The sequence below is a fragment of the Leptospira semungkisensis genome (assembly GCF_004770055.1).
Lineage (GTDB): Bacteria > Spirochaetota > Leptospiria > Leptospirales > Leptospiraceae > Leptospira_B > Leptospira_B semungkisensis.
Genome location: NZ_RQEP01000012.1, coordinates 245,694 through 262,586 on the forward strand (window position 1 = coordinate 245,694; position 16,893 = coordinate 262,586).

Genomic DNA, 16,893 nt, shown 5'->3' on the forward strand with positions numbered 1-16,893 from the left:
GGATAGATCAGTCCAACTGAAATCCGGTCAAACGATCGAATTTATTCGTCAAAGAATATTCTAAAAGTCGATCCTCTGCGAGGAGGAGTACGGATCTCTTGGCTCTGGTTAAGGCAGTATAAAGGATCTCTTTCTTGAATAATTCTAGAGAAAGATCTGCATTTTCTTCTTCTGGATCGGGGGGGAAAACTATCAAGATAGAATCATACTCGGAACCTTGCGATTTGTGTACCGTGATCGCAAACGCAGGCTCGTGAGGAGGAAGAGTGTCTAACGCGAAATCTCGGATCTGACCTTCAATCACGAATAAGGCTCTCAACTCTTTTTCTCCTCTTGGAGTCTCCAACTCCAAAACGACTCCCGTATCTCCGTTAAATACGCCTCTCACTCGATCATTTTGGGTGATCATGATAGGCATTCCAGCGAAATAGAGTCTATTTCCGAGGCTTGCGACTCTTTCCTTTTTATGTGAGAGAAGAATACGAGTTAGTTCCGAATTGATCCTCTCGCTTCCGTAGAGTCCGTTTCTCAGAATGGCCAAGATCTTAAATTTGTTAATGTCTTTACTTAGGTATTCTTGAACCTCGATAAAATTCTCTGGGTTCGGTAGGTATTTCAGATTCGGAAGAATAAGATCCTCTGCGATTCTTTTCAGAAGATCATTCCATTGCGTACGAAAATTTAGATCTAATTGAAAAAATCCCTTACTAGTTTGGATTTCCGTTTGAAAAGAAGGATCGAGTGAAATCTTGCCCTGTGAATTCTCCAAGAACTCGGAAAGAGTAACAGAGGCTTGCACGCAAGAATTTGCAGCTTTCGAAATAGAGACGGATCCGATCTCCTGGCGATGGCTTGTCCTTAATGCGATTAAGTTTTGTGATTTTTTTTGTACTAAGACTTGGACTAGATCGGATAAGATTGCTCCCGCCTCGACACTAGGCAATTGATTCGGATCTCCTAAAAGGATTAATCTGAATTCTTTTCGAAAGAAGGGAAGTGCCTTCATCAATCTGTACATCATGTTCAGATCCACCATGGAGACCTCGTCTATGATGATCACTTGATACGGCAGAGGGAAATCCTCCTTATATTTGTAGGATCTCCTACGAGGATTGTATTCTAACAATCTATGAAGAGTGGAAGCAGGTATCTCCAAAATGGAACTGTCGAGTTCATTCTTTTGTTTTACATAGGAGAGAGTGGTTTCCAAGGATTCTTTTAATCTTTGAGCCGCTCTTCCTGTCGGTGCGGCAAGTCCGATCTGATTCGCTCTATATCCTAAGCGTAAAAGTCCTCGGATCACGTTCGTGATCACCGTTGTCTTTCCCGTTCCAGGGCCTCCCGTTAAAACAAAGAAAGAATTCTGCAAGGCAGCCTCTAAGGCTTCCTTTTGCTCTCCTTCTCCGCAGAGAATGAACTCTTGAGAATCCTTTCTGATAGAGAGGGGATTCGTTTGGATCAGTTCTCGAAATACATTTTGTACTTTTTCGACTTCTTTTGTACGAGAAGAAGTTTCAGATAATCTCCGAAATCCTTCTTCCACTAAGGTCAATTGGTGAAATATTTTATTATAATATAGTAATCCGTTTCTTTCCTTAAAGAAAATCCCAGGCTTGTTCTTGGTTTCAGAAAATGGGATCGCAAGGCTTCCTTGTTGAGAGGCTTGTATTAAGGCTAAATTCCATTCATACAGTTTTTCTTTCGAGATCCCTTCGGAATAAGAAGAAAGCTCTTCCGTTAAAAAACTCGCATACTCGGAATCCAAAACTTCTTTCAAAGTTTCTTCTTTCATTCCTTTTCTCCCGAATAGAGATTTTTGAGTGAGAGAGTCTCTTGGATCTTCTTTCTAGAAGACTGCACAAAATCGATGTCTAGTTTTTGAAAAAAGATCCCGTTACCAATCTTCTTGGTATCTGTTCCTCTTAAAAATAAGAAATACATTCCTCCCAAAAGATCCGGATTATAATCATCTCCATACTTAAACCTAAGCCAATCATCCAGAACCACTGAGTAGATTGCTAATTGCAAAGAATAGGTGCCTTCTACCTTCTCTTGCAAATGCTCCTCGGAATAAGGATCTATCGCATATTGAGATTCCAAACGATTTGATTTCCAATCTAAGATCCAATATTTACCCTCTCGATAAAAGATTAGATCGAGAGTCCCTTTTAAGAGATCGAATTCTCCTTTTTGTTCCGGAACTTTAAGAAAGAAATCCACTTCGTGCTTCCGATTCTTTGCTTTGATCTGAGAAAGTGAGATCTCATTTTGTAGATTGGGAAGGGGAGTCCTCAGACTGTTCCAAAGAAAGTCACCGATCCGATCCGAGAAAAAATCCAATTGATCCTTGCTCGTGCCATATCCATAAGACTTTAAAATATCTTGATATGCTTTCTTAGTTTCCTTCGGGAGTTTTTCGGGAGAAGTTGCGTTCTGATAGATATTAAAATCAGCGACTTCTAAGATTTGATGTAATAGATTTCCCATTTGATTGGAAGAAGGTAGGTCGCTCTGTAAAACCGGAATCGGGATAGTCTCTTCGTCAGTCTTCGGCGGTTTTACCTCATCCAAATGAAATGCCTTGCCTTCTTCTTGGAAAAATAGATCCAAAGACGAATAACTTTCCAATTGTATTCTTCTTCTTTCTGCCTGGTTCGGCCAGACAGAAATAGAGCGATTCGGTTTTTCGATGACTTCTTTCGGGTTATACGATTGTGATTCGGAGATCTTTCCTCCTCTCTGGATCCATTTCGGTTCATAAGATCCGTTTTCATTTTCCTGAAGGATCGCTACGGAGGAAGAATCAGAGAACAAAGGTAGAGCCGCTTGAAAAGCTTTTCTAAACAATTCTAAAGGACGTTTTTGATCTTCTTCCGCTAATAATGGAAAGTAAAACTTGTACATTGCTCGAGTGACGGCGACGTAGTAAAGACGTTTGTCCTCATTGATCTGGCTCACAGAAGAAGTTTCTTCCTTTTTATTTTCCAAATCTATAATACGTTTGCTGATCTTTTCTCCCGAAGAAGAAATAAGATCCGATCTATACTCGGAAAATTTCTTTCTAGCATTTCCCCAACCGGAAAATCCCCCGAACAGGAAAACGATCGGAAATTCCAAACCTTTGCAAGAATGCATCGTAAGTATCTTGACTCTATCTTCCTCCGAATCTCTTTCGAGATAATCTTCTTCTTCCTCATCAGAAATGATCTTAGATTCAAGATAAGAGACTAATTCGGAGAGAGATAAATCATTCGAGGAAGCTTTTTCCGATAAGAAGAAGAATAGCTGTCTGAAGTTTGTTGTTTTTCTCTCCCAATCTTGCAAGGATTCCTTCTCAAGAGGGGCAGAAAGCATACTTTCCGTTAATAAGGAACGAAAGAGCCCAGGATAATCTCGTTTTCTTGCAAACCTTCTCCAAGATTCCAAGAGTCGTTTCTCCCTAGATTCTATAGGATATTCCTCATAATTTTGTAAGTTTTCCGGAGGAATGCAGAATAGATCCGACACTAACAGCTTATAAAAAGAATCCCTACTTCCTTCTTGGTCTAAACAAGATAATATTTCTCTAATACGAATTGCTTCTCCCGATTTGTAAAGTCCGGCTTGCTTATGATATGTATAAGGAATCCCCCGAATCCTAAATTGTCTTTGGAGAAGTTCAGCATCGTTCCAACCTCGGATGAGAATAGCTATATCAGACCAACCGATCTTTTCCGGAATATTTGGACTCGTATCCTTTTTAAGAAAAATCTCTGAGTTATCCGAGACAAGATGCAAGATTTCTTCTGCCAAGAATTTGGAATATTCTTCCTTCATTCTTTCAGAACTAGATTCCTTAGAAAGAGAGAACGCATTGAATGCTGCACGATTGCTTTTATCAGAATACAGAATTGCTTTGCCGGGAAGATCGGGAGCCTTTACCTCATTGTAAGAGATCGGAGAAAAACCTTCCTCCAAAATCGGGAACCAGTCCCCATTCGCGGCAGAAAATAAAGTATTATAAGAAGAGATCAACTCCGGCAAAGATCTTCTGTTTGTGTCCAACTCCGGATACACGATCGAGGAATTTGCAAAGGAACCTTTCAGATCATATTCCTGTTTTGCAGAAAGATAGGTGCCTAAATCAGCTCCTCTAAAACCGTAGATAGATTGCTTCGCATCTCCGATCAGGAACAAACTGCCACGAGATTCTGAGTTAGGATTTTTCTCCAAGAAAAGCATTCTAAATATCTTATATTGTTCTGGATCCGTATCTTGAAACTCATCGATGATCCCGAAATGAAATCTTCTTCTTAGAGTTTCCAGAAAGTCCGTATGAGAAGACAAAGCCTGGTAGAGCCTTAGGATCATGTCTCCATAAGTAATCGAATTTTCTTCTAGCTTCAAACTCGCAGAGTCCTCGGAGATATCTTCCACCAAGGAGACAATAAAAGAGGGTAAGGCAGAATATAGATCCTCTAAACCGAGAGAGAGTTTCTTCCAATTCTCTTTCTCGATTTGATAAGAAGCAATGCCAGGTTCTGAGTGTGCATTCTTTAATTCATCTTCCGTAAGAAGGACTGACTCCAAGCCTAAGATTTTACTTCTTTTCAGATCCAAAATGGATTTTAAAATCAGAGTGAATCGAAGCGGATCAAAGCCTTTCTTTTCAAATTGTATCTCTGAGAGAAGTGTTTGCAATTCAACTTGTCTAGAAGAAAGCGCCTTGTAAGTACTCGCATGAATCTTCTTCTTGATCCCTTCTTGAGATAAAAGTAGCTTCGGAAAAGAAAGTGAGAGTTTTTGAAAGACATCCCGAATCCGATCTATACTTGGAAACTCTTTAGGCCTGGGCTGCAATTCGATCGAGTCGGGGGAGGAGATTTTCTTTACTGCAAGATTTGCCACGAAATTCTCCCAGGTCGCTCGAACAAAACCATCGTTATAAGAATCATTCGCCTGGGTAAGAATATAGGGCAAAAGTTCCTTAGGATAACGTTCTAAAAATTCAGATCTCATTCTTGCATACAATGACCTGGAAACTGCAGAAAGTTCATCTACCAACTCAGCGTTTTCTCCGAGCCCCAGTTCTAAAGAATATTCCTTTAAGATCTTATGTGCAAACCCATGGATTGTGGAAATATATGCCTGGTCCAAACGAGAAGATTGAAAAAGAAAATATTCGAGTTCTTTAGAATTTTCTAAACTAGAATCTTCTATCTTTTCTAATTCCAGGATTTTATTTCGGATCTCAGCTCGTATCCTTCCTCGCAACTCCGAAGCAGCCTTATCGGTGAATGTTAATACTAAGATAGAATCTATGCCGATCGGAGTTTCATTCGATTCCAGAGATGCTAAAAACGAATCTCTTAAAATCTTTAAGACCAGAAATACAATAGTGTGAGTCTTTCCTGTTCCAGCAGAAGCACCGATAAAACCATTCTTATGGATATCAATCCCGTCCGCAAAAGACCCGGAGAGATTTTCCGTTTTATTTTTCGACATGCAATACGCTCGCTATCGGCTGGTAAATATTCATGCAGAAAGTAAAATCAGAATCGCTAATATAGTTTTGAGGATGAGGCAGAAGTCGAAGGATATCATCTAAGTAAGTCGTGGGATCATATTGAACGGATTGGCTTGCCCAGACCTTGTATTCATTTGCAACTTTCTGATAAGATTTAGAACTTAGATCCTTTAATCCTTCTCTATCCGGAAAATCTTCCCAGAGTCTTGGAGAAACTAAGGAAAGGAAAGGCTTCAGGAATTCTCCGATTAGATCTAAAAGGAATTTTCTTCTAAGCGATTCTTTGCCTTCTCGATCCATTCTCAAAATCGTAGGCCTATCTCCATAGCCCAGGACCGCATACACGGATTTTGGAATATTCTTTTCCGAAGAAGAATCCAATAAACATTGGATCAAAAAAGGCTCTATTAAGTTTTTCAATCTCTTGGAAGAGTTCGGATATATTAGAAAAATAGAATGAGAACCATCCAACTCGTTCTTCAGAAAAATGTTCTCCTTCAATCCTTGGATCTGGATATTGATTTTATCTGAGATCGAAATCGGAGCCAGACTCAGCAGATTTCCTTGCTTAGGAGATTCGCCAAAGGAGATGCCCGCATAAACTTTAGAATTCTCTAATTCTTCTGAAATGAATCCGGAAATCTTCTCGATCTTTTCCGATTTTAAAAGGAATTCCACATCTCCATAAATTCCTCTCGGGATCCTTCCTTTTTTCTCCCATAATTGATAGACTTGCTTTAAAGACTCTGTTAGCTCGAGAGAGGAAAACTTCCTCATGGAATGGTTCCATAAATCGCTCATAAACTCGAATTCGTTCGAGATACGAAAAGGCTCTTCTTTCTTGGAATCCGTTTCCGAGATTTCTTCTACATATAAGCCGAAACGTTTTTGCAAATGAAAGGAAAGAGGAGAACGAGCAAAACGCACCAACTCGTTCCAATCCAATATCGTTGGAATAATATTGTCTTTTTTTGTACCGGAATCTTCGGTCTTGAAGGAATATAAGGTGTTCTTAAAGTAGAAATCTTTATCTTCCGGTTTTCCGTAGATTAAAGAAGAGGATATATCGAAATTTTTATGAAACTTCTCCGCAAGCGAAGGCGAGTTTTGCCTCGTTTCAAAATATTCCCTGCTATGCTTATTTAAAGGTATCTTAATGCGGATAGAGGAGTCCGGAATCAAAACATTCTCCTTCAAGGCTTGCTCCAGAAGGAGAAGAGAAGACGAAGGAGCAATGCTTTCATCTTTTGTAATATCTTCCGCTACAAAGGAAAGTGTTAGGCTCGACTCAGCAGAAAGGATCGTTTCGTATAATAAAGACTGGTTTAACTCTCTGAGCCCAATATCCCCTTCCCTAGGAGAAAGATGTCTAAGATTGAACGCAGAAGTATCATCCATTCCTGGAAATAGTCCTTCTCCCAAGCCTAAGATATATACATGTTTGAACGGAATAGGCCGCATCGGTTGCAAAGCGGAGACTGTAATCCCGCTCGTCAAATATTGGCCCTTACGGACCTGGATTTCTCCAGAAGACTGTTTCAAAAATGCTTCTAAGAATCGAATCCTATCAAAAGGATCCTTTGTATCCCAGGCAATCGATCTTAATTCAAATAGGGAGTCAAAAATAGCCTGCTCTATTTCGCCTTCCTCTAAATTAGAAATTTTTGATGTAAGGATCGATCCTAGTAATTCTATCAAGGAATCGATCAATTCTTCGCCGGAGATTTTTGGATCATTCAGCTTATTTGAAAAATGATCTAAAAGAAAAGAGACCCTTCTCCAAACGGAGATCCATAACTCTGAAGAATGACTCTCCGAATCAAACGGTGAAATGGGAGAATCTTCCTCCTCGGAATCCGAAAGAATATTTCCTGCTGCCAAACGTAAGAACCCTTTTCTGAAAGAAAATGCAAGAGGGGAGAGTTCTTCTTTAGAATCGTCTTGGTACAGCTCCAAGTCTTCCGCAAAAGACGCCCATTCCTTTACGGTAGAAGGATCCAATTCCCATTTTTCTTGGAAGCATGGATTTTGGAACAAAGCAAAAAGAGAAGATCTGGATCTTTGTCCCGACAAGATCGGGAACAAAGATGAGATCGCATTCAAATACTTACTCGTATCTCCCGCAATCACATCTCGGATCGTATAAGGCAATGTCTTTGTTTGCACACGGTCACCAACCTTGGCAAGTATCCCGCCTTCGAAAATAAATTCGATCGCAGGTCTATATGAAGAAAGATCCGCACAGAATATTCCGATATCCGTCAATTTAGTTTCCGAAGACTCGGCGAGATGAGCCAAGATATGATGGAAGATCGCCTCTACCTCTCTTAACTTACTCGGAGCTTCTAGGATCTGCAAGCTTTCGTCAGAAGGGACTCTCCTGGAAACTTTGCTCTTTCCATATATTAAATATTTCTGAAATACCTTTAGAGCAGTTGTGTCCTTTTCTTCTTCAGATTTGGATACATCCACAAACTCTGAGTCAGCATTTTCCCAAGATTTTCTAAGAGCTCGAAACGAGTTTGCCCAGCCTCTGCAAATTTGATCTCTTCCGAGACCGATGATCGCATCATCTGTAGGAACGCCGAACTGAAAGACTTGCAGTTCCACTTCCGGAAGAAGATTCCGAAAGATAGAAACATACGTGCTTGAGAGCTGTGAAAGAGCGAATAGATAGATATTGCGAGAAGCGCCTAACGGATTCTCCTTCGTCCCAAGCATTCGCATCGAATATTGGATTAAGCTCTCCTTAGAAGAAGCTCGAGTGATGTGCGAATACAATTCCTTTTGGAAGAAGAATATCTCGGATTGGGTTGCGATCTCTTCCCAAATATCTTCTCCGGGTAAACGAAGAATGGCATACGGATCTCCAATCCAATTCTTGATCCAATCCTGACGATGCAGTTCGTAGTCCTTGAAATATTTTGCCAAGCGTCCGGAGAGATCCCAGAGCCGGATCGGATCTAAGTTTCTTCTACCTTGCCGAAGAAGATAAGTTTTCAAAGAAGGATATTTCTGGATCAGTTCCGGATTCTTAAGTAAGGTCTCATAGATCTGGAATTTTTGAGAATCGCCCCGTAAAAAAGGCCTGCTTCTCTGGTCCAACTCTGGAGAGAATTTTTGAAGAAGTAGTTCCTCCAGGATCTTCTCCAAGAACAGGAACCGAATATTGAAAACCACTCCGAACCTTTGCACTAGGTCCAGATTCAACCAGGTCTCCATGCTCTTATTTGGAATGATGACGACCGGAGAATAGAGTCCTTCGGACTCTCGGATCTCCTTTTTTAGGGAAATTGAAAGAGCTTCCGAAAGATCGAATAGATTGTGGGAACTAAAAACTCTAGTCGGCATACTCGAGAGCGCCCGCATGCCGGGATCGCGTTTTCGAAAGATTTCTATCCAATGATCCTCTCAATCCAAACTGGTAAAACAAAAAGTTCTAAAACGTACTGATTTTTAGGTCCTTAGATTTTTGAATGAACCAATACCAATTTTAAGAAGGGCGAAAAATCGACTTTTGCTACGAGAGGGGAGCTCTTAGAAGCCAAGGATTCGGCGATTCTAAGCAAATTAATATAATGCGACATAATGCTGATTATCGGAAGTGAGGGGTGTAGAAGATACTACAAATAAAAAAGGCCCGATCTTCTTTTACAGCCGATCGAGCCTCGATATGATCCAATCCTAATTCAAAAACGGTTTTAGGATATGATCCGTCTTCTCCCGGATCTTAGCTCTCAGATCTGAATCTAAGGCGAGACCTTTCAGTCGAACCTGTTTCCTATCCTCGAAATAATGCCCGCTCGTCTTTTCCAGACCAGGAGCGTCCGCCAAATAAATAGAAGTCTGAGCACCTTTCTTAGGGCTAATGAAGACCAGGTTCTTGATCACTCCAAAAACCAAAGCGATCGGGCCCTTCAGATCCCGAGCTAGCTCGGTATTCACGACTCCCGGATGCAACGCGTTGGCGGTGACAGAAGTGCCTTGTAGTAACTCCGACAGATCCTGAGTAAAGTATACGTTGAACAGCTTAGAATCTGAATAGGCTTTCATCCAGTCGTACTTGGAAGTTTGTTCCAGATCGCTTAGATCCGGTTTCGCATTCCTATGCAACTTAGAACTAACGATGACAATCCTTCCTTGAGGAGACTTTTTGATATTTGCTAAAAGCATTCTTGTAAGAAGAACATGAGATAGATGATTTACACCGAAGTTCAACTCATGTCCATCTTTGGTCTCTTTTCTTTCCGGAGACATGACTCCAGCATTATTGATCAGACAATCTATGGAAGAATACTTTTCACTCAGTTCCGCACCAAGTCGTTTCACTTCCGAGAGAGAGCTTAGATCTCCGATAACGTATTCTAGGTTTGTGTTCCCTGTCTTAGAAGAAATTTCTCTCACTGTGCTTTCAGCCTTCTCTCGATTTCTAGCTACTAAAGTAATAGCCCATCCTCTTTCTGCGAGTCCTTGGACTGTGGCCTTACCGATTCCTTCTGTTCCGCCTGTAATGACTGCTCGCTTCAATTTCTTTCTCCTAACCTGATCTAGTTACAAGTTCCTTAATTTATTCTTTCGCGCGATGATTCAAGAGCGCGATCTTAAAGTTTGCTTTCTTAGACTGATGAGAGTAAGCCTAGAGATGCGTAACGGAAAGATTTTGCATCCTTAGAACCATGAATAAGACCCGTTTCTAGGGCTTTCCGTTACTTATAAGAAGAGTCTGCGATTTCGCTTATCTCACAATCTTTATGCACAAAGATAAAAATGGACTTGAGATGTGTGACCAAGCTTGTTAAACTAAGTTTCCTTCTTTTTTCAATTTCTTGACGAGTAGAATTCCCGTCCTTGAAACGAGTTCAATGTCTAATAACCAGAGCCAGGAGATCCGAAACAGCAACGTTATTATTCGTCGGAACAACGACAGATTATAGTAAATGTTTCATACTTCGATTAATAATAATCATTCGTACACAATCTTTCTATTATATGATATTTCTGCAAAATAAGGAGGTCATGATAACGACTCAATGTAGTCCTTCGAGGGACAGAGAGATAGTGAAGGCAAGAGATAGAGATGAACTTAGTATACTTTAAAGGAGGCTTGCTCTTTTGATCCGCATTTGACCCGTTTGTCGGAGAGTACTTTTGTTTTTTCCTACCGCAATTTGAAAAAGAGTTTCGGTATTGGTCCAGGTAAGGAACACTATCCTCCGACTTACAAAGAAAATTTCACCTCAAGGTGGGATCAAAAATCGCAAGGCAAGGATATGGATTACGAAAAGGAAAAAAAGAAACTTCTCTCTGCGAAATCACCAGAGCAGTACATAGAATTTTCCATAAAATCAAAACTAGAAGGGCCAAAGAAGTCCAGTATTACCACAGAATGGTTAAATAAATCCGGTTATTCAATAGATGACATAAAATACGCAAGAAATCGGCATCCTTTTTGGCGAGAAAAAAGAAATAAGGGTTCTTACGAAAGAAACAGCCGCAGATTGGAATACCATAACTACTATAAGTCGGATGAGAAAATCGTTTGGGATGACTCTAAGCTTTCCAAGTTCTACGACCTGAACCAAGAGGGAAACGCCGATCACGAGCTTGCAAGAATCTTCAAAACTTCCATTCCAGCAGTAAATCATATTCGCAGAAAGTTTCGTTTTGCAACGACCTTACTGGAATTGGAGAAAAAGAAACCGAGCAAGGCAACTGTCATCAAGCTAAGCGCTCATTCGGAATCGGTGCTCAAACGTTTAATCAAAGAAAAAGGGAAAAAATAATCTCTCTCGTATCCGGATAAATACGAGTCCGATCTTCATTTCCCGGTCCCTTAGGACTTTAAAAGGCTCTTCTTCCTGGTGAAGTTAGGGCCTTTTTCTATTTATGGCTTTTCTAATCCTTGCGAAACAGTTGCGTAGTTGCAAGCGCTTGTAATTTTGGAAATTTATATCCAAAATGCTTGAACGAATCACTCGCCTTTCTCTTTTTTCGATCCTTTTACTCGCCTTCGGACTGAGCGCCGGTCCCGTCCAGGACTTCATGAGTCCGGCACCAAAGTCGGAAAAAACCTCCAAACAAAACCGAAACCAAGAAGCAACTTCCACCTCTCCTTCTACTGCACCTTCTTCTCAGGAAGAAAAAAAGGCGGAGAAGTCGCCTTCTTCCAAAGAAACTACGACTCCCAAATCCGAAACCAAGGTTAAAAAAGAGAAGGAAGATCAAATTGCTTCTCATACGGAACCTTCTTCTAAATCGAAGCGCGTGCAACGTAGGAAAAAATCCAAGTCCCTAACTTCTTCCAAAAAAGACAAGGAAACAGAGAAGAAAGAAGAGACTCCAAAGAAATATGATAATGCAGTCCCAGGAGTTTCCGGACTTCCGCCTAAGACAGAGTATGATGTTAAAAAGCAAGGGAGTGTAGACGGTCACGGTAAGGGAATCCCTGTACTTTGTTACCACCATTTGTCGGATAACGGGAACCCGATGGGCGGTTATAACTTGGATCCTAGTCTACTCGAAGAACAATTCAAGTATCTGAAAGCACTCGGTTATCAAACTTTGAGCTTGGATCAATTCTACCAATACATCCAAGGAAAGGCAGGAAGCGATTTTCCTGCGAAAGCAATCCTATTAACTTTTGATGATGGTTCCCTAACGCATAGAAATGTGCTTGTGCCTCTTCTCAAAAAATATGGATTTAGAGCCTCCGTATTTATCTATCCTACTGTGATCTCGAATCCAAGATATAAATTCTACTTGAGCTGGGCTCAGTTGAAAGAGGCGTTAGACAGCGGTGTCTTGGATCTCGGTTCCCATACTGTGTATCATCCTAAATTGCCAGCGATGAAAAGAGCAGAGATCCGACAACAGTTGAGAGATTCCAAAGCTACTCTAGAAGCGAAGACAGGAAGAAAAGTACAGGATCTGGCCTACCCTTTCGGTCTTTTTGACGTAAGAGTCATCGAAGAAGCAAAGGCTGCCGGTTACAGAATGGCTTTCACGGTAAATCCTGGTAAGAACGTTCCAGGCACTTATGCTTACACTGTACATCGTTCCCTAATTCCATGGGGACAATCCCAGTCTAGATTCAACTCCATCTTAAGCGCAAGTCCTCCCACTAAGATCCGTTTGGGAATTCTAGACGGTTCTTGGGTAAAACCTGGAGAAACATTTTCGGCGACTATAGAAGGTTTGGAGCCTAGCTCCGTTGCAGTGAAGATAAGCGGCAAAGAAGCGATCGCCCAGAGGAAATCGGATACGGAATACATTATTAGAATTCCTGAATTTAAGAAAACGACTAGCTACCCTGCCATGGTAGTCTTAGGTAAGACCTCTGCAGGAAAGCTCAGAAGTGAGACCCAATTCCTATTCGTGAATCGACGGGAATTCAAGCACGATCCGGATTGATCTCGCCTATCCTCGGATCGACGCCAGTCTTAATACTTTAGGCATACGATATACTATCTAGGAGAGATGACTCAAAAACAAAAGCGGCTCGCTAAAGTTTTTGACATCTACCCGTGGGTAAGAAAATTTTCGGTATGCCAAAAGATTATGGGAGATCAAAGCATCTCGGGTTTTTTAGGAACCTTCCCCGCCTTAGACCTGTTTGGAGCCTTTATTTAGGACTCCTGCTTTTTTCAAATCTTCTGCTCGCCCAAGAGACGGCGGAGCTGAGCCCTGTAATCCGACTGGACTCTCATTCTTCTGAAAAGATCCAGTTAAAGAGCGAAATCTCCTACTTTAAGGATAGCACCGGCTCGGCTACTTGGGAAGGAATCTCTAACGGAGAATTCGATGCGGATTTCAAAAGGCATTCGGATCGAATTCCGAGTTTCGGTTACGATTCCTCTCCGTATTGGCTCAAGGTTTCCATCGAAGTGGAGGAGCCTCTTTCTTCGGAACGATTTCTTATTTTAGAATATCCTCATATTGATTATGTAGATCTATTTTGGAAGGACGCAAAAGGGCGTGAGGGAGAATTCCATACCGGGGACATGTTGCCTTTCAAGGAAAGACCGGTAGCAGATCGTTTCTTTGTATTTCCACTCCCCTTAGAAGACAAAGGCAAAATCGATATTTTCCTAAGAGCCAAATCGGAAGGTTCTTTAGCTCTTCCACTCAATCTGGTTACAAAGAGTTATTTGGAATCTTCTTCTCGAATGGCTCTTATGCTCAACGGGATCTATTTCGGTGCCTTGGGTGTAATGATCTTTTATAATTTCTTTTTATTTTTGGGAATTAGAGAAAAGACATACATATATTATGTAATCTTAATATTTTCGGTGACCTATTTCACAGTCATGACTTCAGGTTACGGATTCTGGTTCCTTCTTCCGAATTCTCCGAAATTCATAAATGCTTCTTTTCTATCGGCAACTTGTCTAGCCATGGTATTCTTGGGACTCTTCGCAGAGGAATATCTACAGACCAAGAATTCTCATCCGAATCTTCACAAATTAGTCCGAGCATTTAGTTATATTTGGGGAATATTACTCGTGATCTCCCCATTCTTGCCGGGTCATTATCTTTTTCCTACAAGTGCGATCCTTCCGATCTTAGAGATCATTCTTTTGATCGCAATTTCTCTTCTGCAAAGCGCCCAAAAAGATAGAAAGGCCACGATCTTTTTAAGCGCTTGGGTTCTGAGTTTGATCGGTACAGTTATCTACTCTCTGAACAAACTTGGATTTTACGATTCGGATGAGATCGCATCGAGCACATTGAAGATCGGCATTTTGAGTAATGTGATCCTACTCTCTCTCGGTCTCGTAGATAGGATCAATACATTCCAAAAAGAAAAAGAGGAATACAAAGAGAAAGCTGATAAGCTATTCGAACTCTCTCTTCTGGATCCATTAACCGGAGTTGCGAATCGAAGATTCTTTGACCAAGAATTAGAAAGAGAATGGAACCGTTCCGTGAGAACCGAAAGACCTCTTTCTCTCCTGATGATAGACGTGGATTTTTTCAAGGCGTACAACGATACCTATGGACATTTAAAGGGAGATCATGTTTTAGAACAGGTGGCTCAGTCACTGAAAGAATGTCTAAATCGATCTTCCGACATGATAGCTCGTTATGGCGGGGAAGAATTCGGCGTAATCCTTCCTGATACTCCTGTAGAAGGTGCGATCGTAGTCGCATTGAATATGCTACAAACAGTAGAAGATATGGGCATCCCTCATTCTAAAAGCACCTTCACTCGAGTCACAGTTTCTATCGGAGTTTCTACAAATACGGACAGAGATATCCACTCGTACCAAGAATTACTGGGATTAGCGGATAAGAATCTTTACGATGCGAAGGCATTTGGTAGAAATCATATTCGTCATTGAGTTTTGCGAAACGATCGTTCGAGAAAGGGCTTCCCTACATCATAAAATTTTAATTTTTCCTCGACCCTAGGCTCTATTGGGATTAAAATCGGTCCCCGCATGGAACCTCTTCAACTGCCTTTTCTAAATTCACAGACTCTTTACTGGATGCTAAAAGCTTCCGCAGAAGCATACAAAGATCATCCGGCTCAATACTACAAACCTGACGGTAAAACATATAAGGCTTTGTCTTTCAAAGACATGAACGAACTAGTTGTTCGGATCGGTCTAGGTCTTATCTCTCTGGGAGTCAAGAAGGGTGAGAATATAGGGTTGATTGCCGACTCGGGACATCGTTGGATCTGGGCGAGCATGGGGATCACCAATATAGGAAATGTGGACGTACCCAGAGGGACCGACTCTACACTTGAAGATCTTACTTATATTCTGAATCATTCCGAAGCGAAAATTTGCTTCGCAGGGAATTCGGAAGTTGCAAGAAAGTTAAGCTCCTCTCCAGGTTATTTTCCACATTTAAAAACCGTAATATTATTTGAGCCTTCTTCTCATATCGATCAACGATCTCCTTGGAAGATACTGACGCTGGACGATCTGATCTCTCTCGGAAATGATTGGATCCAAGAAAAAGGTGAGCTGGAATTTCATTCCAGAGGAGAATCTATCCGAGAATCCGATCTGGCTACGATCGTCTATACGTCCGGAACGACTGGAAGACCGAAAGGAGTCATGCTCAATCATAAAAATATAATATTCAACGTGAACATGTCTTTGGCTTTGGATGACGTAAGGGTAACTCCTGCGGATCGGACCATGGCCTACTTGCCTCCTTGGCATATAGCGGAAAGATTGATTGAGACTGCTTGCGTTCGAGCGGGAGCATCGGAAGCGTTTACTTCTATCTCGAGCCTCGCTCAGGACCTACAAGATATCAAGCCAACCTTCCTTCTTTCCGTGCCAAGGGTTTGGGAAAGTTTCTATAATAAGGTGCAGGATAAATTGAGGGACGCCTCTCCTCTCAGTAGATTTCTATTCAAAACCTTCGAATCGATTGCAGCCTCTTATTATGGATACAAGAGTCGGTTTCTTGGTTTGGAATTTTCTTTAGAGGCGAACTCATTCTTTTCGGAAGTTTGGAATCGAGGAACGGCATTTTTAGGGATGCTCCTCTTCTTCGTGCCTAATCTATTTGCTCAATTGCTTTTTTCTAAAATACGGAACAGCTTAGGGGGAAGGATCAAATTCGCTATCTCCGGCGCAGGTGCTCTTCCCGAGTACGTGGATCGCTTCTTTAACTCCATAAGAGTTCCTATTTTAGAAGGATATGGAATGACGGAAACGAGCGGAGCTTCCACCAGAAGAAGATTGAATAAGATCAGCGTGGGAACTCTAGGCAAGTGTATTCCTGGAGTAGAAATCAAGATCCTAAATGAAAAAGGAGAAGAGATCCACGAACCCGGGATCAAAGGAGTCGCCTGGCATAAGGGCGATCATATCATGCAGGGATATTATTTGGATCCTGAGAAAACCGCCGAGACCATTAAGGACGGTTGGCTGAATTCAGGGGACCTTCTTCTTTGGACCGCTCAGGGAGAACTGAAATATGCTGGTCGCGCCAAGGATACAATCGTTCTTTTGGGCGGGGAAAACTTGGAACCTGAACCTATCGAGTTCGCTCTAACTCAAAGCGAGTTGATCCTGCAAGCGATGGTCGTGGGCCACGATCAGAAAATGCTCGGTGCACTTTTAGTCCCGGATTGGGATGCGTTAGATAAACAGCTTAGGAATTGGAAGTCGAAGTTACTACAAGAGATCGCCGACCCGAATTCGGATCCTGATGTTAGAGAGCTTTTCAAAAAGGAAATTAAAGATAAAATCTCTTCAAAAAACGGTTTCAAAAATTTTGAAAAGGTCTCTAATTTTTATCTTCTTCCTAAAAAGTTCGAGCCCGGAGACGAGCTCACGATGACGATGAAGGTAAGAAGGAATGTAGTCGCGGATAAGTACAAGATACAGATCGAAGAATTATATAAATAATTTCCGGGACCA

General features: G+C 41.4%; 8 protein-coding genes. 4 read left to right on the forward strand and 4 right to left on the reverse strand.

The annotated features are described in order from the left end of the window. Positions 1 to 7 precede the first annotated feature (7 nt). The 4 genes from recD to EHO59_RS10750 all read right to left on the reverse strand — a co-directional run bounded on the left by recD (position 8) and on the right by EHO59_RS10750 (position 10,033). Positions 8 to 1,792 carry an exodeoxyribonuclease V subunit alpha gene (gene recD / locus EHO59_RS10735; RefSeq protein WP_135587810.1) on the reverse strand — a complete coding sequence of 595 codons (1,785 nt, stop codon included), beginning with the start codon at positions 1,790 to 1,792 and terminating at the stop codon, positions 8 to 10. After that, positions 1,789 to 5,484 (reverse strand): UvrD-helicase domain-containing protein, encoded by a 3,696-nt coding sequence (locus tag EHO59_RS10740; protein ID WP_135587812.1) that lies wholly within the window; start codon positions 5,482 to 5,484, stop codon positions 1,789 to 1,791. Before EHO59_RS10740 ends, recD begins: the two co-directional genes overlap by 4 nt. Beyond that, positions 5,471 to 8,857, reverse strand: coding sequence for an exodeoxyribonuclease V subunit gamma (locus EHO59_RS10745; RefSeq protein ID WP_135587814.1), 3,387 nt, complete (start codon positions 8,855 to 8,857; stop codon positions 5,471 to 5,473). The genes EHO59_RS10740 and EHO59_RS10745 overlap by 14 nt, the downstream gene beginning before the upstream one ends. Positions 8,858 to 9,190: 333 nt before the next feature. Beyond that, positions 9,191 to 10,033 (reverse strand): SDR family oxidoreductase, encoded by an 843-nt coding sequence (locus tag EHO59_RS10750; protein ID WP_135587816.1) that lies wholly within the window; start codon positions 10,031 to 10,033, stop codon positions 9,191 to 9,193. A gap of 743 nt (positions 10,034 to 10,776) precedes the next feature. On the opposite strand from EHO59_RS10750, the gene EHO59_RS10755 reads away from it, so the two are divergent. The 4 genes from EHO59_RS10755 to EHO59_RS10770 all read left to right on the forward strand — a co-directional run bounded on the left by EHO59_RS10755 (position 10,777) and on the right by EHO59_RS10770 (position 16,881). After that, positions 10,777 to 11,289 (forward strand): LB099 family protein, encoded by a 513-nt coding sequence (locus EHO59_RS10755; protein WP_135587818.1) that lies wholly within the window; start codon positions 10,777 to 10,779, stop codon positions 11,287 to 11,289. A gap of 175 nt (positions 11,290 to 11,464) precedes the next feature. Further along, positions 11,465 to 12,916, forward strand: coding sequence for a polysaccharide deacetylase family protein (locus EHO59_RS10760; RefSeq protein WP_135587820.1), 1,452 nt, complete (start codon positions 11,465 to 11,467; stop codon positions 12,914 to 12,916). Positions 12,917 to 13,050: 134 nt separating this feature from the next. Continuing rightward, entirely contained in the window at positions 13,051 to 14,847 is a 1,797-nt protein-coding gene (locus tag EHO59_RS10765; RefSeq protein WP_135587822.1) for a sensor domain-containing diguanylate cyclase, read from the forward strand. 99 nt (positions 14,848 to 14,946) lie between these two features. Then, a complete protein-coding gene (locus EHO59_RS10770; protein WP_135587825.1) occupies positions 14,947 to 16,881 on the forward strand; it encodes an AMP-dependent synthetase/ligase in 1,935 nt (644 codons plus the stop codon). Positions 16,882 to 16,893 lie beyond the last annotated feature (12 nt).

Bases quoted from the DNA above. Each gene is read 5' to 3' on its own strand.
- EHO59_RS10745 (WP_135587814.1), bottom strand. From the start codon at position 8,857: ATGCCGACTAGAGTTTTTAGTTCCCACAATCTATTCGATCTTTCGGAA.
- EHO59_RS10765 (WP_135587822.1), top strand. From the start codon at position 13,051: ATGCCAAAAGATTATGGGAGATCAAAGCATCTCGGGTTTTTTAGGAAC.
- EHO59_RS10770 (WP_135587825.1), top strand. From the start codon at position 14,947: ATGGAACCTCTTCAACTGCCTTTTCTAAATTCACAGACTCTTTACTGG.
- EHO59_RS10755 (WP_135587818.1), top strand. From the start codon at position 10,777: ATGGATTACGAAAAGGAAAAAAAGAAACTTCTCTCTGCGAAATCACCA.
- recD (WP_135587810.1), bottom strand. From the start codon at position 1,792: ATGAAAGAAGAAACTTTGAAAGAAGTTTTGGATTCCGAGTATGCGAGT.
- EHO59_RS10760 (WP_135587820.1), top strand. From the start codon at position 11,465: ATGCTTGAACGAATCACTCGCCTTTCTCTTTTTTCGATCCTTTTACTC.
- EHO59_RS10740 (WP_135587812.1), bottom strand. From the start codon at position 5,484: ATGTCGAAAAATAAAACGGAAAATCTCTCCGGGTCTTTTGCGGACGGG.